Source organism: Fictibacillus sp. 7GRE50 (assembly GCF_015903875.1).
GTDB lineage: Bacteria > Bacillota > Bacilli > Bacillales > Fictibacillaceae > Fictibacillus > Fictibacillus phosphorivorans.
On the sequence record NZ_JACZDW010000001.1, the window covers coordinates 1,172,009 to 1,197,077 of the forward strand.

General features: G+C 42.7%; 25 protein-coding genes. 11 read left to right on the top strand and 14 right to left on the bottom strand.

The window, feature by feature from the left end; genetic code table 11:
• Positions 1-86 precede the first annotated feature (86 nt).
• Entirely contained in the window at positions 87-512 is a 426-nt protein-coding gene (locus IHV12_RS05735; protein WP_197190171.1) for a DUF3889 domain-containing protein, read from the top strand.
• Between the two features lie 279 nt (positions 513-791).
• Here the strand turns inward: IHV12_RS05735 and upp are convergent, their stop codons facing one another.
• The 3 genes from upp to IHV12_RS05750 all read right to left on the bottom strand — a co-directional run bounded on the left by upp (position 792) and on the right by IHV12_RS05750 (position 3,479).
• Positions 792-1,421, bottom strand: coding sequence for a uracil phosphoribosyltransferase (upp, locus tag IHV12_RS05740; protein WP_137791119.1), 630 nt, complete (start codon positions 1,419-1,421; stop codon positions 792-794).
• A 397-nt stretch (positions 1,422-1,818) separates the two neighbouring features.
• Complete coding sequence (locus IHV12_RS05745) at positions 1,819-2,565, bottom strand: ABC transporter permease (RefSeq protein ID WP_197128299.1); 747 nt, start codon at positions 2,563-2,565, stop codon at positions 1,819-1,821.
• The gene (locus tag IHV12_RS05750) at positions 2,562-3,479 is read right to left on the bottom strand and encodes an ABC transporter ATP-binding protein (protein ID WP_197190172.1); all 918 of its coding nucleotides are present in this window, start codon (positions 3,477-3,479) and stop codon (positions 2,562-2,564) included. Before IHV12_RS05750 ends, IHV12_RS05745 begins: the two co-directional genes overlap by 4 nt.
• 210 nt (positions 3,480-3,689) lie before the next feature.
• On the opposite strand from IHV12_RS05750, the gene IHV12_RS05755 reads away from it, so the two are divergent.
• Complete coding sequence (locus IHV12_RS05755; RefSeq protein ID WP_197190173.1) at positions 3,690-4,787, top strand: acyltransferase; 1,098 nt, start codon at positions 3,690-3,692, stop codon at positions 4,785-4,787.
• Between the two features lie 24 nt (positions 4,788-4,811).
• Here IHV12_RS05755 and glyA read toward each other — a convergent pair whose 3' ends face one another.
• Positions 4,812-6,047, bottom strand: a complete 1,236-nt coding sequence (gene glyA, locus IHV12_RS05760; RefSeq protein ID WP_197190174.1) for a serine hydroxymethyltransferase — start codon at positions 6,045-6,047, stop codon at positions 4,812-4,814.
• A gap of 189 nt (positions 6,048-6,236) precedes the next feature.
• Here glyA and IHV12_RS05765 point away from each other — a divergent pair, with 189 nt between their 5' ends.
• Positions 6,237-6,692: a hypothetical protein gene (locus tag IHV12_RS05765; protein WP_197128296.1), complete on the top strand. Its 456-nt coding sequence runs from the start codon at positions 6,237-6,239 to the stop codon at positions 6,690-6,692.
• Positions 6,693-6,708: 16 nt separating this feature from the next.
• Here IHV12_RS05765 and IHV12_RS05770 read toward each other — a convergent pair whose 3' ends face one another.
• Positions 6,709-8,247, bottom strand: a complete 1,539-nt coding sequence (locus IHV12_RS05770; RefSeq protein ID WP_231620640.1) for a gluconokinase — start codon at positions 8,245-8,247, stop codon at positions 6,709-6,711.
• A 178-nt stretch (positions 8,248-8,425) separates the two neighbouring features.
• Between IHV12_RS05770 and IHV12_RS05775 the strand changes: the two genes are divergently transcribed.
• Positions 8,426-8,893 carry a GNAT family N-acetyltransferase gene (locus tag IHV12_RS05775; RefSeq protein ID WP_197190175.1) on the top strand — a complete coding sequence of 156 codons (468 nt, stop codon included), beginning with the start codon at positions 8,426-8,428 and terminating at the stop codon, positions 8,891-8,893.
• Between the two features lie 195 nt (positions 8,894-9,088).
• Here IHV12_RS05775 and IHV12_RS05780 read toward each other — a convergent pair whose 3' ends face one another.
• The 4 genes from IHV12_RS05780 to IHV12_RS05795 form a co-directional block, all read right to left on the bottom strand.
• Positions 9,089-9,661: a TIGR01440 family protein gene (locus tag IHV12_RS05780; protein WP_197128294.1), complete on the bottom strand. Its 573-nt coding sequence runs from the start codon at positions 9,659-9,661 to the stop codon at positions 9,089-9,091.
• 42 nt (positions 9,662-9,703) lie between these two features.
• Positions 9,704-10,144, bottom strand: a complete 441-nt coding sequence (gene rpiB / locus IHV12_RS05785; protein ID WP_066398975.1) for a ribose 5-phosphate isomerase B — start codon at positions 10,142-10,144, stop codon at positions 9,704-9,706.
• A 108-nt stretch (positions 10,145-10,252) separates the two neighbouring features.
• Positions 10,253-10,861: a low molecular weight protein arginine phosphatase gene (locus IHV12_RS05790; RefSeq protein WP_197128293.1), complete on the bottom strand. Its 609-nt coding sequence runs from the start codon at positions 10,859-10,861 to the stop codon at positions 10,253-10,255.
• A gap of 378 nt (positions 10,862-11,239) precedes the next feature.
• Positions 11,240-11,782 carry a manganese efflux pump MntP family protein gene (locus IHV12_RS05795; protein ID WP_231620674.1) on the bottom strand — a complete coding sequence of 181 codons (543 nt, stop codon included), beginning with the start codon at positions 11,780-11,782 and terminating at the stop codon, positions 11,240-11,242.
• 195 nt (positions 11,783-11,977) lie between these two features.
• Between IHV12_RS05795 and IHV12_RS05800 the strand changes: the two genes are divergently transcribed.
• Positions 11,978-14,197 (top strand): PAS domain S-box protein, encoded by a 2,220-nt coding sequence (locus IHV12_RS05800; protein ID WP_197190176.1) that lies wholly within the window; start codon positions 11,978-11,980, stop codon positions 14,195-14,197.
• A 242-nt stretch (positions 14,198-14,439) separates the two neighbouring features.
• On the opposite strand, the gene IHV12_RS05805 is transcribed toward IHV12_RS05800, so the two are convergent.
• From IHV12_RS05805 to spoIIR, 3 genes are all read right to left on the bottom strand, one after another.
• Complete coding sequence (locus tag IHV12_RS05805; protein ID WP_197190177.1) at positions 14,440-15,495, bottom strand: L-threonylcarbamoyladenylate synthase; 1,056 nt, start codon at positions 15,493-15,495, stop codon at positions 14,440-14,442.
• Between the two features lie 123 nt (positions 15,496-15,618).
• Positions 15,619-16,056, bottom strand: a complete 438-nt coding sequence (locus IHV12_RS05810; RefSeq protein WP_066398985.1) for a GNAT family N-acetyltransferase — start codon at positions 16,054-16,056, stop codon at positions 15,619-15,621.
• A gap of 154 nt (positions 16,057-16,210) precedes the next feature.
• Positions 16,211-16,885 carry a stage II sporulation protein R gene (gene spoIIR / locus IHV12_RS05815; protein WP_197190178.1) on the bottom strand — a complete coding sequence of 225 codons (675 nt, stop codon included), beginning with the start codon at positions 16,883-16,885 and terminating at the stop codon, positions 16,211-16,213.
• Positions 16,886-17,297: 412 nt separating this feature from the next.
• Here spoIIR and IHV12_RS05820 point away from each other — a divergent pair, with 412 nt between their 5' ends.
• The 6 genes from IHV12_RS05820 to rbsB are packed head-to-tail and all read left to right on the top strand — an operon-like array spanning position 17,298 to position 22,935.
• Positions 17,298-18,287 (top strand): LacI family DNA-binding transcriptional regulator, encoded by a 990-nt coding sequence (locus IHV12_RS05820; protein WP_197190179.1) that lies wholly within the window; start codon positions 17,298-17,300, stop codon positions 18,285-18,287.
• Positions 18,280-19,158 (top strand): ribokinase, encoded by an 879-nt coding sequence (gene rbsK, locus IHV12_RS05825; RefSeq protein WP_197190180.1) that lies wholly within the window; start codon positions 18,280-18,282, stop codon positions 19,156-19,158. Before IHV12_RS05820 ends, rbsK begins: the two co-directional genes overlap by 8 nt.
• Entirely contained in the window at positions 19,155-19,550 is a 396-nt protein-coding gene (gene rbsD, locus IHV12_RS05830; protein ID WP_197128287.1) for a D-ribose pyranase, read from the top strand. Before rbsK ends, rbsD begins: the two co-directional genes overlap by 4 nt.
• Before the next feature lie 15 nt (positions 19,551-19,565).
• Complete coding sequence (locus tag IHV12_RS05835) at positions 19,566-21,047, top strand: sugar ABC transporter ATP-binding protein (RefSeq protein ID WP_197190376.1); 1,482 nt, start codon at positions 19,566-19,568, stop codon at positions 21,045-21,047.
• Between the two features lies 1 nt (position 21,048).
• On the top strand, positions 21,049-22,005 hold the full coding sequence (rbsC, locus tag IHV12_RS05840) for a ribose ABC transporter permease RbsC (protein WP_144696880.1): 957 nt from the start codon (positions 21,049-21,051) through the stop codon (positions 22,003-22,005).
• A gap of 12 nt (positions 22,006-22,017) precedes the next feature.
• Positions 22,018-22,935 carry a ribose ABC transporter substrate-binding protein RbsB gene (gene rbsB, locus IHV12_RS05845; protein ID WP_197190181.1) on the top strand — a complete coding sequence of 306 codons (918 nt, stop codon included), beginning with the start codon at positions 22,018-22,020 and terminating at the stop codon, positions 22,933-22,935.
• 154 nt (positions 22,936-23,089) lie between these two features.
• Here rbsB and prmC read toward each other — a convergent pair whose 3' ends face one another.
• Both prmC and prfA read right to left on the bottom strand, forming a co-directional pair.
• Positions 23,090-23,956, bottom strand: coding sequence for a peptide chain release factor N(5)-glutamine methyltransferase (gene prmC, locus IHV12_RS05850; protein WP_197190182.1), 867 nt, complete (start codon positions 23,954-23,956; stop codon positions 23,090-23,092).
• A 1-nt stretch (position 23,957) separates the two neighbouring features.
• Positions 23,958-25,031: a peptide chain release factor 1 gene (prfA, locus tag IHV12_RS05855; protein WP_066399006.1), complete on the bottom strand. Its 1,074-nt coding sequence runs from the start codon at positions 25,029-25,031 to the stop codon at positions 23,958-23,960.
• Positions 25,032-25,069 lie beyond the last annotated feature (38 nt).

Here is a 25,069-nt window from a genome sequence, read left to right on the forward strand (position 1 = left end):
CTTCTGCCTGCACTTTCCATATTCCTGAATAAATCACCCTATTTGATAAATACTTACATTAAATATATGGAAGGAGCTTGTTCGACATGAAACAAAAATTAATTCTTTTCTTCGCGTTGACTGGAATTTTAGTGACGGGCGGCTGCATGAACAATGACAAAAAGCCTACAGAAGAATCTACAGATATGAGAAATAATGTGGAAAAAGATCGTACCAAGCCATTGAACGTTCAGTATAATGACCAGACCCCGTCAGAAGATTTAAATTCATCTGTGACACAAAAAGACTATGCAAAATGGGGCAAGATGGCTCTGGCTGAGACGAGGAAAAAATATCCGAACAGCAGAGTAAGTGATTATCAGTACGATACACGGAACATCAGTCCGGACGGCACAATCTCGGATTACTTTGACTTCACGTTGTATCAACAAGATAAGATGCACCTTGTAAAAGTTGGCGTAATGCATGATGACAACAAGCTTATTGATATGAAGTTTGAGGAAATGAATTAAATAAACGTTATGTGCGGGCTGACGGATGTCAGCCTTCTTTTTTCGGTTTTACGGTACGTGTTCTTTTATTTATTACACGTTCGCGCACTAGACCATGAGTTTCGCTCAGTTAAGCAGAGTTTTCGCTCAGTTTGATCTCCGTTCGCTCAATGGAGTCTGGTTTTCGCTCAGGATTACTTGCGTTTCGCTCACAACGAAGATTTAATCCTTTTTACGAACAAAAAAACTGCCCCGAAAGAGGGTTTACACCCGCGATCAAGTCAGTTTTTTATTTACTGCTTATTTAGTTCCGAATAAACGGTCTCCAGCATCGCCTAAACCTGGAACGATGTAGCCGTGGTCGTTTAATTTTTCATCAAGTGCTGCTAAGAAAATATCAACGTCTGGGTGCTCGTCTTGAATCACTTTAATACCTTCTGGAGCTGCCACTAAACACATAAGCTTAATATTTTTCGCGCCGCGCTTCTTGATTGATTCAATCGCTGCTGCTGCAGATCCACCTGTTGCAAGCATCGGGTCGATCACGATAAAATCACGCTCTTCTACATCAGAAGGAAGCTTCACATAGTATTCGATCGGTGTTAATGTTTCAGGATCACGGTAAAGCCCAACATGTCCAACTTTTGCTGCTGGAATAAGTTTAAGGATTCCGTCTACCATTCCAAGCCCTGCACGAAGGATCGGTACTAGCCCTAGTTTTTTCCCAGCGATCGTTTTCATAGTCGCTTCAGCAACCGGCGTTTTCACCGTTACCTCTTGCAATGGAAGATCACGTGTAATTTCAAAAGCCATAAGCCCCGCTACTTCATCAACAAGCTCACGAAATTCTTTCGTACCCGTACGTTCGTCACGGATGTATGTTAATTTATGCTGAATTAACGGATGATCAAGGACATATACCTCACTCATGTTTTAAGCACCTCTCCTTATGTAACATTTATTTTCGTTCAAAAAGCATCTCTAGCATTGTACAGAAAAACAACCTTCACTTCAAGGGAAATCAGCATAGAAACGATAGTTTTCTGCCTCCAAATTTTACATATAAACTCCTCTACTACTATTCCCTGAATTTAGAGGTGAAATCCTGAAAACTTTCGCTAAGCATCCTGCCTTATAGTACTCAAAAAAACTTTACTGTCCGCTTTTCCTGTTTTACTGTCCACTTCGGCATAAATACTGTCCACTTTCCGCTTTTTACTGTCCACTTCGTTTTCAGCACGCCAAAAAACACCTAGAAAATACATGTCCAAAACAAAAAGTATTGGCTAATCTAAGCCCAATACTTTTTCAAAAGTTTAACCTTCTATTATTCCGCTTTTCCGCTCCACTTAAAGAACACAGACGACAACACGATTGAAACGAGAGCAATAGAGCTTAACACCAAAACAGGCGTCCAGTTTTCCCAAAGTGGAGATGTGTTCCATGTTGCACGCAGCAATTCGATCACATAGTAAAGAGGTAGGATTTTTGCTATATATTGCAGAACGTCAGGCATCATCTCTAACGGGAATGTGGCTCCTGATAAAAACAGCATAAGGTTTAGAAAAAGCGAGCTGATCGCTGCTGCTGTTCCTACGTTTTTCGCTAGGGATGTTAAGAAGAGTGCGAACGGAAAGAAGGCAAGGATGCTTAGCAACAAAGCGACTAGCGTGCTTCCTAAATAGACAGGGGCATGAAGGTCAAACATGAGCGTTCCGAACACCACAAGAACAACTGCTGAAAAACTAAAAATCACCGTTCCTTGAATCGTGTGAGCAAAGAGAATCTTCCATGGAGCGAGTGGTGTTGATTGATATCTGCGAAGAACTCCAGTTTCCCTGTATCCTGTGAGGACCGTCCCCAATGTAAAAAAGGCGGTTGTTACGATATTTACCCCAATCCATGAGGGGATATAAAGACTCGCAAATGAAAAGCCTTCGGGAGCTTGGTTTTCAAACATCGAACCGAACAACCAAATCATGAGTACGGGGAACAGAAACGTCCAAAACACCTGCAGCTTATCTCGAAAAAACATCTTCGTCTCAAGCAGTGTTAGTTGCCATAGGGCTGTCATGCAGATTCCCCTCCTTTTAGATAGTGAACGAACAAGTCATCGAGTGTGCCTCTCTCAAATTTGTAATCCGAGATATGATAGTTTTCTTCATGTGCTGTTTTAAATAAGAAATAAGAGCAAAATTGAAGATCTTCGGTATAAATCTTGAACGCATCTAGCTCTTTATCATGTTCCACCTCTATGACACCGGCAATCTGATGAAGTAGAGCGACAGGAAAATCGGGACTTCGGAAACTGATGAAGTGAGAAGAGATATCCTCAACCAATCTGCTTGGTTCATCGAGTGCACGAAGTTCTCCGTTATAGATCATCGCGACCCTGTCACACAGTTTTTCCGCTTCCTCCATGTAATGTGTGGTTACTACAATCGTTGTGCCTCGATCTCTCAGCGAACGGATAATGTTCCACATCTCACGCCTTGCATGCGGATCGAGCCCCATGCTCGGCTCGTCTAAGAAGATGATCTCAGGTTCATGTAAAGTAGCTAGGGCCAATGTTAATCGCTGCTTTTGTCCACCGGAAAGATCATCAAAGTATGTATCCATCTTCTCCTCTAAACCGAGCAGCTTCAGCATCTCATCGCCTGTATTGCTTTTATTGTAGATCGCTGCAAATAATTTCAGCGCCTCTTTTACTTTCATCTTCTTTTGAATTGAAGTTGCTTGAAACTGAACACCAATGCGGTGATTCAACACCTTCCGATCTTTTTCAGGATTCATGCCTAAAATAGACACTTCACCGCTATCCTTTTTTCGAAGACCTTCCATGATCTCGATCGTGGTCGTCTTTCCAGCTCCGTTTGGTCCGATAATGCCAAAAATTTCACCCTTTTTAACAGAAAAAGAAAGATTGTTAACTGCTTTTTTTGTTCCGTAGGACTTGTTTAAAGCTTGAACGACAATTACGTTATCCACACACACCATTCCCTCTTTTCTTTTTTTTGTACACGTAGATGTATTATTCGAAAAAGCCGGAAATATACCTCTTTTTGTATCTCCCATTTATTACAAGTCTTTTTACCCTTGTTAATAACTAAATGGAAACGAAGGTTATTATCGTGAAATAATTATCGTATAGCATTTAACCCAAAAAAGAGAGATTTGTTCATGGAGAGGATGTAAAAAGTGGATACTAAGCTTAACAACAAAGAATACTTCAATGAGATTCACTTTTTGAGAGCTTTCGCGTGTATTGGTGTTTTATTGGTTCATGTATCGGCAACTTACTTTAATGAAGCCGATGGTGTGTGGAATTGGTTTACTTATTTCTTTAATCAGTTAGGCCGATTTGGAACACCTACGTTTGCTGTTATTAGTGGTTTTTTACTTTTTAATGGAGTAAATAAAAAAGGATTCTCTTTTAAACCTTTTATTACTTCACGTACAACTAAGATTATTATGCCTTTTGTAATTTGGAGCTTGTTCTATCAGTTTGTCACTGTATATTTTCTTGGAGGCACCATTCCAACAGATCCAAAAGTGCTTCTATACAACTTTACAATGGGAGAATCGTTCTACCATCTCTATTTTATGGCAATCGTTGTTCAGTTTTATGTTATGTTTCCAATCCTTCAATTCATTAGAAGCGGTATGGGCTGGTGGATCGGATTAATTGTTTCTGCGGCAATAAGTCTTTATTTTACAAATCTGATAGACGTACCATTTGCTTCTGGTATTATTGAAAAAGTTTTAATTGATAAGGTATTCGTGATGCATTGGATCTTTTATTTTGTCTTTGGAGGATTTCTAGCTCATTATTGGAAGCCGATTTCCGTTTGGGTAAAAAAACACTCTGTACTTCTTGCTTTAGGTGTTGTAATCGTCTATGTTGGAGCTTATTTAGAATACAAAATAGTAGGAAGCATTTCATCTAGAAGAGAGACAAATTTAATTAACATCCCAATTTTAAGTTTTGCAACGATTGGATTATATTTTTATTTAGTTAAATTAAACTGGATGAAAGTTTCATTACAAGTAATAGGAAAGTTGTCTATGGGCATCTATTTGATACACCCATTTACTTTAATACTGTTTACAAAAACATTACCACCAGAAGTATGGCAAACAAGATTTATGCCTATTATGTTCTTTGTTGTTCTGTTCACAACTATTTTCTTTGTTAAAATCATTCAGCAAGTACCCAAGCATCAATTTATTATCCCAGTACCAACTAAACGAAACAAAAACAAATCTGCAATACAAAGAAAACCAGTTTCTGCTTAAGAAACTGGTTTTTTTATTGCTATCCTATTCGTACAACTTATATTTTCCTGCTAGCTTCTCAACGCGTGATTCAGCATCCTTCAACACCGATTCGTCCTCGATGTTTTTCAATACAGACGCCATGATTGAAGCGATCTCGTCCATATCTTCTTCAACAAAACCACGTGATGTAACAGCAGCTGTTCCGATACGGATACCGCTCGTTACGAACGGGCTTTCTTTATCAAACGGAATCGTGTTCTTATTAACCGTGATTCCGATATCATCTAATGCTTTTTCAGCCACTTTTCCTGTTAGTGCAAGTTCACTCACATTGATCAGAATCAAGTGATTGTCTGTACCATCAGAAACGATAGTAATGCCTTCTTTTTTCAAAGATTCTGCTAAGCGCTTCGCGTTCTTCACGATCTGCTCAGCGTAGCTCTTGAACTCATCTGTTAACACTTCACCGAACGATACCGCTTTTGCTGCGATAACATGCATCAAAGGACCACCTTGGATGCCTGGGAAGATCGATTTATCAATTTTTTTCGCGAATTCTTCTTTACAAAGAATCATACCGCCACGAGGGCCGCGAAGTGTTTTATGTGTAGTCGTTGTTACAAAATCTGCATAAGGAACTGGATTTTGGTGAAGGCCTGCTGCCACTAAACCTGCGATATGGGCCATATCCACCATAAGGTAAGCTTCAACTTCATCAGCGATCTCGCGGAACTTTGCAAAATCAATCGCACGCGGATACGCGCTCGCTCCAGCTACGATCAGCTTCGGACGGTGCTCTAGTGCTTTTTGACGAACATCTTCGTAATCGATAACATTCTTCTTTGCATCTACGCCATATTCCACAAAGTTATATTGAATGCCAGAAAAGTTAACGGCACTTCCGTGTGTTAAGTGACCGCCATGAGAAAGGTTCATACCTAGAACGGTGTCGCCTTGCTCGAGAATCGTAAAGTATACAGCCATGTTTGCTTGTGCACCTGAGTGAGGTTGAACGTTAGCATGCTCAGCACCAAAGATTTGCTTGGCGCGGTCTCTTGCTAAGTTTTCAACAACATCCACATGTTCACATCCGCCATAATAGCGTTTGGACGGGTAGCCTTCTGCATATTTATTCGTAAGTACAGAGCCTTGCGCTTCCATTACGGCTTGACTTACAAAGTTTTCAGAAGCAATCAATTCAATTTTCGTACGCTGGCGGTGCAATTCATCCATGATGGATTGGTAGACTTCTTGATCAGCTGTTTTCAAATGGTTCAATTTCGCTTCCCCCTTACCTTATGTGAAAAATAATTATGATTGTAACATACCCCTCTATCTTACACGTTAAAGCTTTAAGTTGTAAGAGGAAATGCACAAGTGTGAAAATTCATTTTATTTGATAGGGATGAACATGGTATGATGATACATAATAGAGAGAAAGAGCTATTTATAAGGGGTGTTATCAACATGATGAAGAAGTGGTTTGGAGCGAGTCTCCTTATTTTTGTACTAGCTTTGGCTGGCTGTAGCGAAGAAAAAGCAAAGCCTGAAGCAAAGGAAAAAGTAGAAACACGAGATAACGAAGATCAAAGCACAACGGATGATCTTGCTGGTCAACAAGCTGAGATCATAAAGAACATGGAAGAAAAAGCTGTTCAGTTAGATCCAAAAGCACTTGAAGCAGACCCAAAAGCGTACGAAGAAAAAATCGTTAAAGCGACTGGAAAAGTGCTAACGGATAATGAAAAAGGAATGGGCGGAAGCTTTGAGTTCCAAGTTGGAGAAACCAAGTTTAGAGTGATGAACTTTACGATGGGCAGCGGCTTTGAAAAGGGTTCTGAGGTCACAGTATTCGGAAACGTTAAGACAGGTAAGGATGCTAAGACCGGACTTCCGCTGATCAACGCGACATATATCAACTAAGAAACAAAGAGCGGAATTATTTTCCGCTCTCTTTTTTATGCTTATTTTGAAATTCGTGAAGCGCTTTATATTGTGATTGCATCGTTTCAGATAGAGATTGATAAAGTTGGAACAGCTCTTCGTAGATTGTCTTGTGATCGGGATTAGGCGTGATTTCTTCGTACTGCTTCGTTTCAACAGGCGCTTCTTCTAGCGTTTTCGTTTCACCGATCGCGAATCGACCGAGCAAGACCGCACCTAAGCACGAGCTCTCCGTATGTTCAGGAATACTCACTTTTGTTTGAAAAATATCTGCTACTATCTGTTTCCAAAGCGGCGAGTTCGTAAAGCCTCCTGTTGCAAAGATCTTCACTTCCATGTCTGCCACTTGACCTTTTATTAGTGAGTATACGCTGAATAAGTTAAGAATCGTCCCTTCAAGCACAGCCCGCACCATATGATTATGATCATGGCGAAGTGTCAGCCCTATAAACGATGCTTTTGCCTGTGCATCCCATAATGGTGCTCGTTCTCCTGTCAGATAAGGCAGGAATACTAAGCCTTCTGCACCAGGCTGTATCTGTTCGGCATCTCTAGACAGCTTTTCATGGACCGCACTGTCACTGTCTTTTTGCAAGATATCATGAATCCATTGAAACGCGATTCCACCGTTGTTAACCGGTCCGCCTGATACCCAATGATTTTCCGTGAGCGGATAACAGAACGTGCGGCCATCTGTATCAAGTATTGGTGTAGCTGAAGTAGTTCGAATCGCACCGCTCGTACCTATCGTTACCGCAACATCTCCAGGTGAGATCGCGCCGACACCAAGGTTAGACAACGGACCGTCCGTTGCACCGATCACCACTTTTACAGAGGAATCGAGACCCGATTTCTTCGTGAGAACGTCAGATAATTGCTCCCAATAATACGTCGATGGTTGCAGTGTCGGAAGTTTTTCTGGAGTGACATCTGCAAGTTTCAGCGCTTCTTCATCCCACGTTTTTGTATGCATGTTCCAAAGGCTTGTCGCTGCGGCTGATGCGTGATCTGTCTTCCACTCACCGAACCAACGGAACAGTATGTAATCTTTAATGCCAACAAATCTTGCTGCTTTCTGAAAAATATCGGGACAATCATTTTTTAACCACTGCAATTTAAAAAGAGGTGTCATCGGATGCTGCGGGACACCGGTCCGTTTATAAAGTTCAACTGCTTCATCACCGTAATCTGATTTATAAGCTGCTACGTATGGTTCACTTCGAATATCAGCCCATGTGATGCTGTTTGTAAGGGGTGTCCCATCAGAATCCACTGCAATTAATGAATGCATGGCTGTGCTAAAAGAAATGAAGCCGATTCTTTCCGCGAGATCTCCACTTTTTCGCACTGTTTCTCTTAGCGATTCATTCACTGCTTCATAAATTTCATCCGGCTTCTGCTCGGCAGCTCCTGGTTCTTCCGACAGCAACGGGTAATTTTTTGAATGATGTGCGACAGCCGCTCCTTTTTCATCAAAAAGAACAACCTTCGTACTTGTTGTACCAATATCTATTCCGATCGCATAATTTCTCAAGATCTCTTTCTCCTTTCACATAAAAAAGGAAGCAAACATAGTATGCCCTTCCTAAACAATGCCCGATTCTACTTTGACTCATTCATCATACTATTCAGACCAGAAAGAATCACTTAATATAGATGTAAAATGAATGCTTCTTTTGTTAAGGAAACCAGATTAGAGGAGATGGATAACGATGACTAGTTTTAGAGTTCGCCCTGTTATAGTAGATGATTTGGAACAGTTGAAGGGTATGATGCATCGTTACATTGTTGATTTTTATAAAGGAAAAACTCCTGAGGGATCAAAGTTGGAGGATCATATCAAGCATCTGCTTACTTCAGATGAAGCAGGAACTCAATTTGTTGCTGAGACAGAGGATGGCCGATTAGCGGGATTCGCAACCCTCTACTTTTCGTTCAGTACGACCCGGCTGCAGAAGATTGCCATTTTGAACGATCTTTTTGTAGATGCTGAATTCCGTGGTGCTGGTTTAGGAGAAAAACTGTTTTTGCATGTGCTGGAATACACGAAAAAGGAAGGCTACGCGTACATGTCTTGGCAAACCGCGACTGATAATACGTCTGCACAAGCTCTTTACAAGAAGATGGGCGGAAAAAACATCAATTCAGAGTGGATTCATTACGAGATTGAACACAACTAAATAAGAGTGAATCCGCGAGTTTTGGCTTGGAATCCACAAGTTTGGGTATTTTATCCACGAGTTTTGCCTCTGAATCCAAAAGTTTTGGCAGTTTATCCGCGAGTCTACAATCCTCGACACATAACGACAACCTGTCATCGTTGCAAGGCACGACCACAATAGAAAAAAGCCCTCACCAGGAGGGCTTTCCACGATTTAAAAACACCGTATGTCTTCTTTACTCGGATACACCGCGCGTTCACCGCCGATTAACTTCGGACGTGTCTTCGCCAACGTCACGTGTGCGGCGCCGACCTTTTTCACTTCACTGCGAACTGGCACGGCTACATGTTTCAAGTGCATGCCGATAAAGGTGTCACCGATGTCGATGCCTGCGTCGGCTTTTATATATTCAACGATCACGGGTTCATTCATATGGTGGTAGGCATGTGTTGCCAACGCACCTCCAGCTGATCGCGCTGGAACGACCCGCACTTCTTCATAGCCTCGTCGTTCTGCTTCTTCGCGCTCGATGACAAGCGCACGGTTCAAGTGTTCACAGCATTGCACGGCTAGTGCCACGCCTGTTTCCTCTTGAAACGCTAAGATACCACGGTAAAGTGCACCCGCTGTATCCATCGTGCCTGATGTGCCAATTCGTTCACCAATTACTTCGCTCGTGCTTGCGCCTACTACTAATAATTGTGAAGGTCTTAATTGTGCATGCTTTTGCAGATCTTGCAAAACATTCAGGACTTGGTCTTGAATTTGTTGGAGCTCATCGCTCATGAGATGGTCTTCCCTTCATTTTATAGGTTTATAGCTTTATTGCTATTGGCCTTCATATTGAGAGATTTTATCTACACGGCGACCGTGACGTCCGCCTTCATATTCTGTCGTCAGCCATACTTTTGCGATTTCGAGTGCGAGACCTGGCCCGATGACACGTTCACCCATTGCAAGTACATTGCTGTCATTATGCTGTCTTGTAGCTTTTGCGCTGAATAGATCATGAACAAGCGCACAGCGGATTCCTTTGACTTTGTTCGCTGCGATGCTCATTCCAATGCCCGTACCGCAGATTAGAATTCCGCGATCAGCTTCACCGTTGGCTACTTTTTCTGCTACAGGAATCGCATAGTCTGGATAGTCTACAGATGTGTCGCATTCACAGCCAACATCCTCCACTTGCATACCCAGCTCTTCAATCATGCTGATTATTTCTTTTCTTAATTCAACTCCGGCGTGATCTGATCCAATTGCTACTTTCATGTTGTGTGCACCTGCTCTCTCATACTTTTTTTCATTATATGCTGTCCCCATTCCCTATTCAATGTCACTCCTAGGCAATTTAGGACAGCCTTACCTCATTTTGTCTTACTACTTCTTGCTATCGTCTTTTTTCATTAGTTTTTCAATAAGCGCTTCAATCTCATCTCTTGTTTCTTGGTAAAGATGAAGCGGTCCACCGAAAGGATCTGTAATGTCTATAGAAGGTACTTCACTTTCTAGCTTCATCCTTCTTTCAACGAGCGGCCGAACTTCCCTTTCAAACGCCTGTCTCACTTCTTCATCTGCAGAATCCTTTGACATGTATTGAAGCTTCAGCATCTCGATCTCTGTATAGAGCTCATAGATCTCTTCAATCTTCTTCTGCTCATCGTCGTCAAGAACATACTCTTTTAATGTATACGTCTTATTCACAGCATCTGGCCAACGTCCGACGAGCGCATGCTTGTGGCTCTCGGTCATCGTTAAGATAAGATCTGCCCACTCAATCAAATAATCGGACACGCCTTGTGACTGATGACTTTCTTTAATACTTCTTTCTGAAAGAGCTTGTGTCGCGTTCGAACTCATCACGGCACCGTTTCCAGCAAATACACCAGCTGATTTAACGTTGAACTTACCTTTTCCTTTTTTGCGTAAAATGGCCTCAGCCATCGGACTGCGACACGTATTGCCTGTACAAATAAATAAAACATTCATGGTGAATTCACCTCATATTCTATCTTTCCCTATTTTTCTATAGGTTAACGCTCTTATTAGTAAGTATATCATCGGATCAGTGAATTAAAAATATAGGAAGGTGCTTCGTTTTTCACCTTTAAGTCATGCACGAGTGACGATAGTAATAACTCACATGAGCAACATAGTTTCACATTCTTCATCACGCTTACTTTTGTCTTACAGTACCGCTGACTTCATTGACAAGTTGATTGGAGAGAAAGGTGCGAGACTCCTGGGGGATCAGCGGGACAGGTGAGACTATTAACAGCGCAAAGCGCTAATAGGCTCACCGCACGCCCCCCGGAAAGGGAGCACCTGAAACGGAAATCAACTCTTCCTTGCAGCATCTGCGTTTTTCTAAAACGGCAGAAGAATCTTCACCCCAAAAGCAAGCAGGATGCAGCCGCCGAACGCTTCTCCATACGACCCGAGCCACTTCTGCACTTTTTTCCCCATCATCAACCCTGCCCACGTTAAGATCATGCTCATCATCCCGAACATCACAATGGTTAGCCATGTTTTTGCTCCATAGATCCCTAAAGATAATCCAACTGAAAAACTATCTAACGAAGCACTCAACGCAAAGACGAATAGACCAAACCCAACCGGACGCACGAACGGTTCATCATCATTTGAAAAGGACGACCGAATCATCGTAACACCTAGGATAACGAGCAAAATCCCACCAATAATGGTTGCGATACCTCCAAAATGCACAGAGATCTGTTTACCGATCGACATTCCAGCGAGCGGCATGAGCATATGAAAAAGCCCTATCGTTATTCCTATTTTCATAATTTGTTTGAATCGAAGTGATAACATCCCCATCCCTAGGCCGATCGAAAAAGCGTCCATACCTAGCGCAACAGACATAAACAAAAGTGTCATCCATTCTCCCATGGTTGCCAAATAGTTCCCACTCCCTTAACCATCATACTTTCAGACTATGCATGTCTACTTTTAAAAAGACTAAAAAACAAACAAGCTATTGAGCGGATGAAAAAATGAACTCTTTACCGCTTTAGAGGAAGGGATAATGTGATTTATATCGTATATAAAAGGAAGTGAATCTGTACGTAAAGGAGAGGAACAAGCATGGTCCATAACGCATCGGCCATTACGAAAAATGAAAAAGACATGTGGCGATCGTCACCATTCCCGACTGGCCTTTCACGCCAAAAAAGCATGACTTTTCGATGTATGAAGCATAATGAAGATCTCATTATGACCGAGAGCGAAGGTGAACTGTTTGACTTGTTTGGCCTCAAACGAGAAAACGTACTGCAAAAGAGAATTGAAGACATCTTTCCTAAAGAGATGGCAGACTTTAAAAAAGAAATGTACGAAAGAGCACTAAACGGAGAGAGCCTTACGTACGAATCTGAGCTGAACGGCATTCCTTTTCTAGCTGCGATCGGACCTATTTATAAAAGCGATGGTACCGTTTCTGAGGTTTATGGATTCTGTGTCGATCTGACAGAGAGAGTATCTGTTGAGACTCAGCTCGCCGAAAGTGAACAGCGTTTTCGATCCTTGATGGATCATAACATCGATGCTCTTTTTTCACTGGACCTCGAAGGCAAGTTTACGACGGTCAATAAAGCGTGTACGACATTGAGCGGTTATAGTGAGACGGAGCTTTTGAACATGACTTTTAATCCGTTCATGATGCCTGACCGAAGAGCCGCTGCGATCGATCAGTTTAAGGATGCGCTAAACGGCCAATCCAAAATGTATGAAACGCGAATTCAGCAAAAGAACGGTGGAACGCGTCAGATCATGTTCACCCTTACCCCGATCATCGTGCTCAATAAAGTTCTCGGTGTTTTCGGGATCGCTAAAGACGTAACCGCAAAACGAGAATCAGAAAAAGAACTTCGAGAAACAAAGGATCTGCTGGAATCTGTTATCTATCATTCTAGTGACGCGATTTCGGTCGTCCACTTAACCGACTACTCTGTAAAAGTGAACCCTGCGTTTGAATTTATATACGGATGGTCTCAAGACGAGCTCAACAACCTGACTTCACACATCCTTCCCGTAGTACCTGAAGATAAAGAAGCTGAATCCGAAAGACTGATGACGATCGTCAAGCATGGAGGATATGTAAAAGGTGTAGAGACTATACGATTGACGAAGTGTGGCAAACGATTAAATGTAAGCCTTTCCTTAAGCCCCATTTATGGCGAAAACGGTGAAGTCGTCGCACTTTCTGCGATATCAAGAGATATTACGGATAAAAAACTAAAAGAAAAAGCGTTGAAAGAAAGCGAAGAAAAGTATCGAATCATTGCAGAGAACACGACTGATCTAGTAGGTGTCGTTGACCTAGAAGGAAACGTCAAATATGTATCTCCTTCAAATCGTCTCTTACTGGGTTTTGATCCCTCACTTTATGATGGAAAAAAGATTCAAGGATTCTTTCATTCAGATGACCGGGCAAAAGTAAGAATGGCAATGAACGAGATGGTTCAAACGCAAAAGCCTGTGAAGTTTGAAGTTCGATGCAAGCACGCACACGGACACTGGGTAACCCTTGAAGCAAACGCGACCCCTATCGCAAACGATTCTGATCAGCCTGACTCGTTCGTTGTTGTAGCACGCGACCTAACCGAACGAAAAAAGACTGAGGAAATGCTAAGAAAATCTGACAAGCTCTCTGTACTCGGCCAGCTTGCCGCTGGTGTTGCGCATGAGATCCGCAACCCGCTCACCTCGATTCGCGGTTTTTTACAGCTTCTGCAGTCTAGAGCATCAGAGAACGAGGACTATTACGAGATCATGCTTTCAGAGATCGATCGAATCAACAGCATCGTCGGAGAGTTTATGTTACTCGCCAAACCGCAAGCGATGAACTTTACACAAACCGACCTTCGCCAATTGTTGCGTCACGTTATATCGATTCTTGATACTCAGGCGATTTTAACGAATGTCCAGATCTATTTCGAGAGTGAACCTGATCTGCCCGAAATATGGTGTGTTGACAATCAGATCAAGCAAGTATTTGTGAACATGCTAAAAAACGCAATCGAAGCGATGCCAACCGGCGGCTCTGTACATATTCATTTAAAGAGAGAAAGCGGATATGTAGTCGCTTCTTTCATCGACCATGGCTGCGGGATTTCAGAAGAACGTCTGCCAACCTTAGGCGAACCATTTTATACCACAAAAGAAAAAGGTACCGGCCTCGGCCTCATGATCTGTTACAAAATTGTAGAGAACCACCACGGTAAAATCTTGATCAACAGCAAGATTGATGAAGGAACGACCTTTTCGATCCTGCTTCCGATTGATAAAAACAAGCCAGCGTCTTAAGTAGACGCTGGCTTGTTTTCTTCTGGGGCTCTTGGTTTAGCCCGCGGTTTGTCGAAAATCGGATAAAAATTTTTATCTACGGATATATTGCTTTTATTTACGGATATATTTGGGATTACCTCGTAATTATTATGAATTACCTCGTAATTATCTTTAAAAGAGGCATTCAGAATACGTTGAAGTTAGTGTCGAACAAAAAAAGCTCTGATTCAATCAATAAACATTGAATCAGAGCCATAATTCTACTCTTTAATGATATTTCCACCGGCCGATTTTTCAAGTCTGTTCATAATCGCGACTCCAACGCCTGTTTTCGGAAAAACCTCTCCGAAAATCTGATCTACACCAGCTTCGTTAAATGCTCGTAACGCTTCGTATAGATGTTGAGCCACTGTTTCAGGATTGGAACGATTTCCAGCTGGAATCACACAATCCGCTTTATAAACACCAGCTCTTTCTTCTGTCGTCAGAATTCCAATCCGTTTTCCTGCTTCGCGTTCTTTATCCACAAGTTTCTGCAAAAACTCCTGGCTTCCATCCACAAGAACGAACGGTGCGTCAGGTGCATAGTGTGTATATTTCATACCTGGCGATTTAGGAGCATGCGTTTCGTTCTCCAATCCCGGATCTACCACAACTCGTCCTGCACCCACTACTTTTTCAAGCTTTTCTAACGTTATTCCACCAGGTCTTAAAATCGTGACAAGGTCATCTGTACATTCCACGACCGTAGATTCTACGCCCACACCTGTTGAACCGCCATCTACAATTCCCGGAATCCTACCCTTCAGATCTTCATATACATGCTGAGCTGAAGTGGGGCTTGGTTTTCCAGAAAGGTTCGCGCTTGGTGCTGCAAGTGGAACATCTGAAGCTGCGATGACAGCGAGCGCAATCTCGTGGTCCGGCATCCTTACAGCAACTGTGGATAACCCTGCGGTTACTCGTTCACTAACGTTTTCTCCTTTTGGTAATACAATCGTTAAAGGTCCCGGCCAAAAAGCGTCCATCAATTTCTGAGCGGTATGTGAAACAGAAGAAACGAGACCTTCTAGTTGCGAGTTATCAGAGATATGAACGATCAGAGGGTTATCACTCGGTCTTCCCTTCGCTTCAAAAATGCGTTTGATGGCGTCGTCGCTTCTCGCATTTCCAGCCAATCCGTAGACCGTTTCTGTTGGGATAGCGACTACTTCGTTCTTATTTATCCACAGGGAAGCTTGAATAATATGTGGATGATTTACTAAAGATTTTTCTGTTTTATCCACAGGCCAGCGTTCCGTTTGGAATGATTTCATATGATAAATCCTTTCTATTACTCAGGCCGACATGATATGAAAAGGTCGATTACAAAACTTTTATATCCACAGAGTTATACACAATTTGTCGGAAATTGTGGACAACTTGTTGACAAACACTTGTTAATCCAGTGCATAAGCTAAAAGTTCTGCTCCTGATGTTGCGTTATTTTTTATATGATCCGCACTCTCAATGTGTGGAGGCACTTTATCTTTAGGAATCGTTTTAAAAGAAAGTTGCTCAAACATGTGCACAGCTTTCGTAAGTAAATAAAGGGTTTCGACTCCTTTATCTTTTGAGTATACCAAAATTTTATCAATGAGTTTAAGCAGAAGCGTCTCTGAGGAATATTTCTGCTTCAGTACGAAAGAACGGAGCAAGCCGTCGTTTCCGATTCTCTCCAAACCTACCGTACCAATCGTCTCACCCTGATCGTTTACAACCACTAAATAATTTTCGATGCTGTCTTTGATCCCTTCAGACTGAAGTCCAGCTTTTCCGACTAGCTGTAACAGATCTTTTGCTTCGTGTTGCATAGCCTGCCTTAAAATAATCGTCATCACTAACTCCCCTATTCCTATATAATTTCAGCCTTCATTCAGCTGTTTTTCACCTTCATCGCAAAAATCATTTTAAAAAAGAAGGCTAACCACCACTCGGTCACCTTCTTCATTTTCTATAATCTATGAAAATAGGGAGGAAAATATGCACATTTTACGAGAATAAGGAACCTACAAAGCTGAAGAGGCTATCAAATAGTTCTACCACAAAGAATTTCGTTTCGATTTCCTCAGCTTCATCTGCTTGATTCGCTTGATCTGCACCTGCATCAGTAGCCGTATCTACTACATCACCTTTACCATCTTTATTCTCTTTTACTGCATCACCATTTTCAAAGTCTAGAAAGCATAATGGAGGAAAAAGTACACACCACCAGTTCTTCCCTTCACCTTCACCAAGTGTAATTAGGACCGCTTCATATTGACCTGCTGGATAGATGAAGTCACCGTACATTTTAGTAGGGAAAGCTACTTTGTTTAATTCTACAGAAAACGTCTTCTCAAGCCCTGCTTCATCCAGCTTACTTTGAACGATCTTTTCAATCGTTGGCAGTTGTTTACGAATGATTTCACGTGCTTCAGAAATCGTAGATAACTCATCCACCCAAGTTGTGATCTGGGCGTTCACTTCGTCACGGATCTCGCGCTTCAGCTTTTGGTCAGCATCCGTATTGCTGTTTGCTAGAATGCGAAGTCTGATCGACTCTTCCGGTATTTTAACAGAGGCGTTCATTGTTGCGTTCGCCACCTTGGTTTGTGTTTCAAAAAATAAGAACATCACCGCTAAAGAGATAAGAACTAGAATAAAGAAATGATTGCGCTTTTTCATTGTTTTTTCCTCCCCCGTCGTATCTAACCACAGTTTGGACACGGTGGGATTTTTTCATACTAGTAATCTAGTAAATTTCGTTCTGTATGATTCGACAAAAACACTTCTGCTAGTGCTTTGTCGTGATGAAAGTGGTTGATTTCCGTTACAGGATGCTCGCTTTCCGGGGGGCGTGCGGTGAGCCACCTAGCGCTCTGCACTGTTAGGTGTCTCACCTGTCCCGCTGATCCCCCAGGAGTCTCGCACCTTTCACTTCAATCAACTTTTCAAAGATGCGGGAGAGTAAGATCTGAAGAAAGTCTTTTTAAACACAACCAAACAAGAGAAATATTTACCAACTTGCATGCTGGTTCTTTTTCTGTTAACTTAAATGTGTAAACGGTTACATATTTGTTTTAGAGGAGGCGGAAATTTGGTTACTATTCGTGATGTGGCAAAGAAATCAGGTGTATCGGTTGCGACGGTATCTCGCGTTTTGAATGCGAATGGATACGTTCATGAAGATACGCGTAAAAAAGTGATGGCTGCTGTTGCTGAGCTGAAGTATAGCCCAAACGAAGTCGCCCGTTCCCTCTATAAAAAGAAATCCAAACTGGTCGGCTTATTGCTGCCGGACATCACGAACCCCTTCTTTCCACAGCTGGCAAGAGGTGTGGAAGATGAGATGCAAAAAGGCGGTTATCGTATTCTTTTTGGAAACAGTGATGAGAATGCGGAAAAAGAGCTCGATTATTTGAACACGTTTACTCAGAACAATGTAGTCGGCATCATCTCAGCCACCAACAATAAAGCAAAGAACAACTATAAAAACCTGTCCATTCCCGTAGTCTTTCTAGACCGAACTTCAAGTGATTATCCATCGGTCTATGCGGATGGAAAAGAAGGCGGAAGAATAGCTGCAGAAGAGATCGTAAAAAGAGGCAGCAAGCGGATCACGATTTTAAAAGGTCCCGCGCATATCCAGCCAGCCCAAGACCGTTTTCAAGGCGCGTTAGAAGTGTTAAGTCAATCGAACATTGATTTTCATGTGATGTCGACGACTTCTTTTGCATTTGAAGATGCAGAGAAATGGGCGAAAGAACTTTTTGCAACGTATCCTGATACAGATGGTGTGTTAGCGAGCAATGATATTGTGGCCACAGCCGTCTTACATGAAGCTCTTCGTCTCGGAAAATCAATTCCAGAACAACTGCAGATTATTGGGTTTGACGATATTCCGCAAAGTAGTTTGTTGTTCCCTTCCCTTTCTACCATCCGCCAACCGGCTTATGAGATGGGAAAAGAAGCGGCACAGCTGCTTGTGAAGATTATCAATCAAGAAAAGATTCATCAACAGCAAGTTCAACTGCCTGTTACATTTATAGATCGAAACACAACAAGAAAGGTTGATACAAATGGTTAAAATTGTAGTCATCGGAAGTTCTTCGATGGACCTCGTCGTGACATCTGATCAACGTCCAGGAGCGGGAGAAACTGTTTTGGGACGTTCGTTTAAAACCGTACCCGGAGGAAAAGGAGCGAACCAAGCAGTCGCGGCTGCTCGTCTTGGTGCAGAGGTTTACATGATCGGATGTGTTGGTGACGATCATTATGGAACAGCGATTCTAGAAAATTTTAAACAAAACGGTGTTGATGTAACGAATGTGGAACCGGTTACAGATACAGAGAGCGGTACGGCTCATATCATTTTAGCTGAAGGTGATAACAGCATCGTCGTTGTCAAAGGTGCGAACGATCATGTGACTCCCCATTATGTAAAAAAATCAGAAGCACTCATCAAACAAGCGGATATGGTGCTCATTCAACAAGAGATTCCGGAAGAAACGGTTGAATATGTAAGTGAGCTTTGCAAGGAACTTGATGTTCCGTTGTTATTGAATCCAGCACCTGCTCGCCAACTCTCTAAAGAAGTGATCGACTCCGCAAGCTATATTACACCGAACGAACATGAAGCTGCTGTTCTTTTCGATGGACTGTCAACAGAGGCTGCACTGAAACAATATCCGAACAAAGTATTTATTACAGAGGGAAAAGAAGGCGCTCGTTATTTTGATGGTAAAAAAGAGATCACCGTTCCTTCTTACACAGTAGAGGCGATAGATACGACAGGTGCTGGAGATACATTCAATGCGGCATTAGCCGTTGCATTAGCAGAAGGAAAAAGCATCTCTGAAAGTTTGCAGTTCGCCAACCGAGCCGCTTCCCTATCCGTTACAAAGTTCGGTGCTCAAGGCGGCATGCCGAATCGATCGGAAGTGGAGGCATCTCTATGAAACGACACGGCATCTTAAACAGTCATATCTCTAAAGTATTAAGTGACCTCGGACACACCGATCTTATCGTGATCGCTGATGCTGGCCTTCCGATTCCTAGCGATGTTCCGCGGATCGATCTCGCACTTACGCTTGGGGTACCGAGCTTCTCGGATGTTGTTTCTGCTGTATCAGAGGATATGGTCGTGGAACAAGTGATACTTGCGAGTGAGATTAAAGAGAAAAACGAAAAGACTTTAACGTTTATGAACGAGACGTTTTCTGAATCTGAACAAAAGTTCGTTTCTCATGAAGCGTTTAAACAATTAACAAAGCAGGCGAAAGTAGTCATTCGAACTGGTGAAGTCACTCCGTATGCGAACTGTATCCTGCAAGCAGGTGTAATCTTCTAAAAAGAGGTGATCGTGTTGCACATTCAAATGAACGACATATATAAAGCATTTGGTGCCAATCAAGTCTTATCAGGTGTTGACTTCGACCTTCAATCAGGCGAAGTGCACGCCTTAATGGGTGAAAACGGCGCTGGAAAATCAACGTTGATGAACATTTTAACCGGTCTTCATAAACGAGATTCAGGAACCATTCGAATCGATGGACAAGAACGATATTTTGATAACCCGAAAGAAGCCGAGAAGCACGGGGTCGCGTTCATCCACCAAGAATTGAACGTATGGCCTGACATGACCGTGCTTGATAACCTTTTTATCGGAAAAGAGCTGCGGTCACCGTTCGGTCTATTAAAAACAAAAGAAATGAAAGCGTTGGCAAAAAAGCAATTTGAAAAGTTAGCCGTTACCATTCCACTTGAAAAAGACGCTGGACTCTGTTCAGTTGGTGAACAGCAGATGATCGAGATCGCGAAGGCGCTTATGACAAACGCCAAAATCATCATTATGGACGAGCCGACCGCTGCCCTTACAGAGCGTGAGATCGAGAAATTGTTTGACGTGATCAACGCTCTACGAAAAGAAGGTGTATCGATCGTTTACATCTCACACCGCATGGAAGAGATCTTCGCGATCTGTGACCGTATTACGGTGATGAGAGATGGTAGAACGGTTGATACGAAAGCGATCTCAGAGACTAGCTTTGATGAAGTGGTACGAAAGATGGTCGGTCGCGAGCTTACAGATCGCTTTCCAGAGCGAAATCCACAAGTTGGTGAGACCGTTTTAGAAGTAAAGAACGCGACAAGAAATGGAATCTTTGAAAATATTAATTTCTCTGTAAGAGCCGGTGAGATCGTTGGCGTTTCAGGACTTATGGGTGCAGGTCGTACGGAGATCATGCGCGCATTATTCGGTCTCGATCAGCTTGATTCGGGCGAGATCTGGGTTGGCGGTCAGAAGGTTTCTATTAAAAACCCTTACGAAGCCGTAAAACGCGGAATCGGTTTTATCACAGAAGATAGAAAGAACGAAGGCTTGGTGCTCGATTTTTCGATACGTGAAAACATGGCACTGCCGAACTTACGAAGTTTTTCTAAAAATGGCGTGATCGATTATAAAACAGAGTCTGACTTTGTTGACATGCTCATCAAACGTTTACAGATCAAGACCGAATCGAGCGAAACAAACGCCAAGAACCTTTCCGGAGGTAACCAGCAAAAAGTTGTAATAGCAAAATGGGTTGGAATCGGACCTAAAGTATTGATATTGGACGAGCCAACAAGAGGTGTTGATGTTGGTGCCAAGCGTGAGATCTATCAGTTGATGAACGAACTCACCGATCGAGGTGTAGCGATTATTATGGTCTCGTCAGAACTTCCAGAAGTTCTTGGCATGAGTGATCGCATTCTTGTCGTTCACGAAGGACAGATCAGTGGTGAGCTCACGAAGACTGAAGCCACGCAAGAAAGAATTATGACATATGCAACGGGAGGACAATAAAATGAAAACGTCACCGGCTAAAGTAAATCATGTAGAAAATTTGATGCAGAAACTTGGACCTCTATTAGGACTGTTGATTCTCGTAACGATCGTCTCAATCCTTAATCCTAGTTTTCTAGAACCCCTTAACTTATTAAACTTGCTGCGCCAAGTCGCAATTAACGCATTGATCGCCTTTGGTATGACATTCGTTATTCTAACAGGCGGAATCGACTTATCTGTTGGTGCCATTCTCGCGTTGTCGAGTGCATTGATGGCAGGTATGATCGTATCCGGCGTCGATCCGATGCTAGCAATCTTGATCGGATGTTTGCTAGGTGCTGTAATGGGTGCGATCAACGGCCTTTTGATCACAAAAGGAAAAATGGCTCCTTTTATCGCTACACTCGCAACGATGACCATTTTCCGTGGATTAACGTTAGTGTATACAGACGGAAATCCGATTACGGGTCTAGGCGAAAGCTATATGTTCCAACTGTTTGGACGAGGTTATTTCTTAGGTATTCCGGTACCAGCGATCACGATGATGCTTGCATTTGCAGCGTTTTGGGTGATCCTTCATAAAACACCGTTCGGACGAAAAACGTATGCGATCGGCGGAAACGAAAAAGCTGCGATCATCTCAGGAATCAAAGTAACAAAAGTAAAAGTTATGATCTATTCCCTAGCAGGGCTATTAGCAGCACTAGCTGGAGCGATTCTTACTTCACGTCTTAACTCTGCTCAACCGACTGCCGGTACATCGTATGAACTCGACGCGATCGCAGCTGTTGTTCTCGGTGGAACAAGCTTATCAGGTGGACGCGGACTGATCGTCGGAACATTGATCGGTGCATTGATTATCGGAACGTTGAACAACGGTTTGAACTTGTTAGGTGTATCATCATTCTTCCAAATGGTCGTAAAAGGGATTGTTATTCTAATCGCGGTATTAATCGACCGTAAAAAAGCAGCTTAGGAGGGTTTCTAAATGAAAAAAGCATTATTACTCATCATGTCTTTATCTATTTTCTTATTAGGTGCCTGTTCATTAGAGCCCCCTTCATGGGCAAAACCGGCTAAAAAAGGTGACGGAGAAAAGATTAAAATCGGTCTATCCGTTTCAACGCTTAACAATCCGTTCTTCGTATCGATGAAAAACGGCGTGATCGATGAAGCGAGAAAGCAAGGTGCAGAAGTGATTGTTGTCGATGCACAGAATGATTCTGCGAAACAAGTAAACGATGTAGAAGATCTTTTGCAGCAAGGCATTGACGCTCTGTTGATCAATCCAACCGATTCTGCAGCAATCTCCACTGCTGTTCAATCTGCAAACAACCTTGATGTTCCGGTTGTCACACTAGACCGTTCAACAGATAAAGGAGATGTCTCCACTCTTGTTGCCTCAGATAATGTAAAAGGCGGCCAGATGGCGGGTGACTTTATCGTGAAGCAGCTTGGTGAAGGTGCAAAAGTAGCTGAACTAGAAGGTGTACCAGGCGCTTCTGCAACACGTGAGCGCGGAAAAGGGTTTCACAATGTAGCGGATCAAAAGTTAGATATTGTTGCCAAACAAACGGCTGACTTTGATCGAACAAAAGGATTAAATGTTATGGAGAACGTTCTACAAGGAAATCCAGATATTAAAGCCGTATTCGCTCATAACGATGAGATGGCGCTAGGCGCACTTCAAGCGATCAACAGCTCTGGTCGAGATGTGCTTGTAGTCGGCTTTGACGGAAATGAAGATGCGATCAATGCTGTAAAAGAAGGAAAGCTTGCAGCAACCGTTGCACAGCAGCCTGACCTGATCGGTGAACTTGCAGTGAAAGCCGCATCCGACGTACTAGCAGGAAAGAAAGTAGAAAAGAAAATTGCAGCACCACTTAAGTTGATGGTGAAAGAGTAAGAGCTAGGTGAAGAGGAGAAATAATAATAGAAAGAAAGAATGAAGTTAGAAAAGGCCGACTGGGTGTAAGCGAAACATGCTTGGACTCAGTCAGCCTTTGAATTGTGTGTAAATTGTTTGGGGTCTGACCCGGGGTCAGACCCCATTTCCCACGTTATTTCCCGAGGATGGCGAACACCATGCGATCCTTGCCGCTGATGTCTTCCTTTACATACACATCCGCACCAGGGAACGTGACACGAAGCATGCCAGCTACCGTCTCGCCCTGCCCTGCTCCTACTTCAAAGCCTACAATCGCTTTTTCTTTCAGAACGAGCGGTAATTCTTCCATAAATCGTCGATAGAACACATAGCCGTCTTCCCCGCCGCTTAGTGCTCTCATCGGTTCACGGTCTTTTACGATCGTTTCAAGGACGGCGATCTCATGATCAGGAATGTACGGCGGATTCGATACGACTACATCAAGTTTTTTCCCTTTAGCGATAAATGGCTGTAAAAGGTCTCCGTGCAGGAATGTAACCTCTGCACCAAGTCGATCTGCGTTTCCTTTCGCTACCTCAATCGATTCCTCTGCAATATCAACCGTGTATACGTTTAGTCGATTATTTTCCAATGCTAATGAAATCGAAATGGCTCCGCTTCCTGTTCCGATATCTGCAACTGCAACAGTCTCATCCTCACGAAAATGTTCAGAGATCAGCGTTAGGATGTGTTCGACCAACTCTTCTGTTTCTGGTCTTGGAATTAATACTTCTTCGTTCACAGAGAACGTCCGACCGTAAAATTCTTCTTTACCGATAATATATTGAACAGGCTCTCCTTCAACGTGGCGAGCGACCACAGATTTAAGCTGCGCTTCATTCTCCTCACTCATCACATCATGAAGGCGCATAAGCATCTCTGTTCGGTTCACATCCCCTAACACATGTCTCATCAAAATTTCTGCAGCAAAACTTTCACGTCCGTTTTCAGCTAAAAAAGAAGAAGCCCACGCGAGGGCTTCATGAACTTTTGTACTCATTTTACGCGTCCGCCTGAGCTTTCATCTTGCTTGTTTGATCTTCTGTAATAAGTGCTTCAACGAACTCATCCATCTTACCAAGAAGGATCTGATCAAGCTTTTGAATCGTTAGACCGATACGGTGATCGGTCACACGGTTTTGCGGGAAGTTGTACGTACGAATACGCTCTGAACGGTCTCCAGAACCAACCGCACTCTTACGTGTCTCATCGTACTCTTTTTGAATTTCGCGCTGAATTTTATCATATACACGCGCACGAAGAACCTTCATCGCTTTTTCTTTGTTCTTGATCTGTGATTTTTCATCCTGACACGATACAACTGTACCTGTAGGAACGTGTGTTAAACGAACCGCTGATTGTGTCGTGTTTACAGACTGCCCTCCAGGACCTGAAGATGTAAACGTATCAACGCGAACGTCTTTTTCGTGAATCTCAACTTCAACCTCTTCAGCCTCAGGCAGTACAGCAACCGTCGCTGTTGACGTATGAATACGTCCGCCTGATTCTGTTGAAGGGACACGCTGAACACGGTGTGCGCCGTTTTCATATTTAAGCTTCGAATAAGCACCAGCACCATTGATCATAAAGATGATCTCTTTGTATCCACCAAGCTCTGTGTAAGAAGCTTCGATTACTTCAGACTTCCATCCTTGCATCTCTGCATAACGCGTGTACATACGGTAAAGGTCGCCAGCGAAAAGTGCCGCTTCGTCTCCACCTGCCGCACCACGAACCTCGACGATAACGTTCTTGTCGTCGTTCGGATCTTTTGGAAGCAATAGAATTTTTAACTGAGCAGTAAATTCTTCGATCTGTTGGTTTAGCCCTGAGATCTCTTCTTTTACCATCGCTGTCATTTCAGCATCAAGCTTATCTTCGAGCATTAATTTTGCTTCATCTAATTGCTCTTTCGCTTCTTTATACTCACGGTAAACCGCTACTGTATCTTGAAGGGAAGATTGCTCTTTTGAATAATCGCGCAGCTTATTCGTATCATTTATAACCTCAGGGTCACTGAGTAATTCATTTAACTTGTCATATCTTGCTTCGATCGTCTCTAAACGTTCTAACATGGTTTTTCACCTCTGTTTTATATGCATAACATTATAAT

Bases quoted from the DNA above. Each gene is read 5' to 3' on its own strand.
- IHV12_RS05735 (WP_197190171.1), top strand. From the start codon at position 87: ATGAAACAAAAATTAATTCTTTTCTTCGCGTTGACTGGAATTTTAGTG.
- upp (WP_137791119.1), bottom strand. From the start codon at position 1,421: ATGAGTGAGGTATATGTCCTTGATCATCCGTTAATTCAGCATAAATTA.
- IHV12_RS05745 (WP_197128299.1), bottom strand. From the start codon at position 2,565: ATGACAGCCCTATGGCAACTAACACTGCTTGAGACGAAGATGTTTTTT.
- IHV12_RS05765 (WP_197128296.1), top strand. From the start codon at position 6,237: ATGATGAAGAAGTGGTTTGGAGCGAGTCTCCTTATTTTTGTACTAGCT.
- IHV12_RS05775 (WP_197190175.1), top strand. From the start codon at position 8,426: ATGACTAGTTTTAGAGTTCGCCCTGTTATAGTAGATGATTTGGAACAG.
- IHV12_RS05780 (WP_197128294.1), bottom strand. From the start codon at position 9,661: ATGAGCGATGAGCTCCAACAAATTCAAGACCAAGTCCTGAATGTTTTG.
- rpiB (WP_066398975.1), bottom strand. From the start codon at position 10,144: ATGAAAGTAGCAATTGGATCAGATCACGCCGGAGTTGAATTAAGAAAA.
- IHV12_RS05790 (WP_197128293.1), bottom strand. From the start codon at position 10,861: ATGAATGTTTTATTTATTTGTACAGGCAATACGTGTCGCAGTCCGATG.
- IHV12_RS05795 (WP_231620674.1), bottom strand. From the start codon at position 11,782: ATGGGAGAATGGATGACACTTTTGTTTATGTCTGTTGCGCTAGGTATG.
- IHV12_RS05800 (WP_197190176.1), top strand. From the start codon at position 11,978: ATGGTCCATAACGCATCGGCCATTACGAAAAATGAAAAAGACATGTGG.
- IHV12_RS05805 (WP_197190177.1), bottom strand. From the start codon at position 15,495: ATGAAATCATTCCAAACGGAACGCTGGCCTGTGGATAAAACAGAAAAA.
- IHV12_RS05810 (WP_066398985.1), bottom strand. From the start codon at position 16,056: ATGACGATTATTTTAAGGCAGGCTATGCAACACGAAGCAAAAGATCTG.
- spoIIR (WP_197190178.1), bottom strand. From the start codon at position 16,885: ATGAAAAAGCGCAATCATTTCTTTATTCTAGTTCTTATCTCTTTAGCG.
- rbsK (WP_197190180.1), top strand. From the start codon at position 18,280: ATGGTTAAAATTGTAGTCATCGGAAGTTCTTCGATGGACCTCGTCGTG.
- rbsD (WP_197128287.1), top strand. From the start codon at position 19,155: ATGAAACGACACGGCATCTTAAACAGTCATATCTCTAAAGTATTAAGT.
- rbsC (WP_144696880.1), top strand. From the start codon at position 21,049: ATGAAAACGTCACCGGCTAAAGTAAATCATGTAGAAAATTTGATGCAG.
- rbsB (WP_197190181.1), top strand. From the start codon at position 22,018: ATGAAAAAAGCATTATTACTCATCATGTCTTTATCTATTTTCTTATTA.
- prmC (WP_197190182.1), bottom strand. From the start codon at position 23,956: ATGAGTACAAAAGTTCATGAAGCCCTCGCGTGGGCTTCTTCTTTTTTA.
- prfA (WP_066399006.1), bottom strand. From the start codon at position 25,031: ATGTTAGAACGTTTAGAGACGATCGAAGCAAGATATGACAAGTTAAAT.